The sequence below is a fragment of the Streptomyces sp. NPDC058964 genome (assembly GCF_042741275.1).
Taxonomy (GTDB): Bacteria; Actinomycetota; Actinomycetes; order Streptomycetales; family Streptomycetaceae; genus Streptomyces.
In genome coordinates this window covers 4,920-5,709 of sequence record NZ_JBHYKH010000269.1, presented here as the reverse complement: position 1 = coordinate 5,709, position 790 = coordinate 4,920, and the positions used below count along the sequence as shown (strand labels likewise).

Here is a 790-nt window from a genome sequence, read left to right as displayed (position 1 = left end):
GGGGCGCGGGCGCCGCCCCGCCCCGGGCCCCGCCCCCCGCCGCCGCCGCGCCGCCCCGCGCCGCCCGCCGCGCCCCGGCCCCGCCGCCCCCCGCCCGGGCCGCCGCCCCCGCCGGCCGGCGGCCCGAGCCGGCCCTCCTGACGCCCGTCACCCGCAGGAGTCGCGCAGGGCCGCCAGCGCCGACCAGGCGGCGTGCCGCTCCTCGCGGTCGAAGACCCGCGGCGCCATCGAACGTCCGGGCGTGAACACCACGTAGAGCAGCGGGAGGTACGACAGGTCCCCCCACTCCTCGCGCGTGTGCCCCCGGGCCAGGGTCCGGCCGCAGCTCGCACAGGTGATCCAGGGGACGAGGAACAGCTCCGGCGAGGACCGGTCCGGCAGCACGGACCGCCCCGGGACCGGGTCCCCGGCGCCGTCCCCGAGCACCCGCAGCAGCTCCGGCCCCACCTCGCGCGGACAGGCGGCGATGTCCGTCCCGAGCTGGTCCCACACTCCCCACTCCTGTGCCATCACCGCGATCTCGGCGCGCTCCACGTCACCCAGGGGCAGGCCGAGTTCACGGACCCGCCGGACCAGCACCGTGAGCCCGGCCTCCTGCTCGCCGATGTCCCAGCAGCCCCGGACCTCGTCCACGTCCCCGGGGGAGGGCAGCAGCGCGGCCAGCCGGTGCCACAGGTCGGCTTCGTCGGCGTACGGGGGAACGGTCGCGTCGGTCATGCGGGAACCCTCGCACGGCCGGCCGGCAGGCCGGGCACCGCCGGGCGGTACACCCCCCCGAGCAATCCGATGA

General features: G+C 79.2%; 1 protein-coding gene. It reads right to left on the bottom strand.

Annotated features, from left to right (window positions below; all coding sequences use genetic code 11):
• Nucleotides 1–147: 147 nt before the first annotated feature.
• Entirely contained in the window at nucleotides 148–717 is a 570-nt protein-coding gene (locus ACFW2E_RS28215; RefSeq protein ID WP_384469883.1) for a hypothetical protein, read from the bottom strand.
• Nucleotides 718–790: the final 73 nt, after the last annotated feature.

What these genes read in the sequence shown, in the direction of transcription:
- ACFW2E_RS28215 (WP_384469883.1), bottom strand. Translation starts at nt 717, where the DNA reads ATGACCGACGCGACCGTTCCCCCGTACGCCGACGAAGCCGACCTGTGG.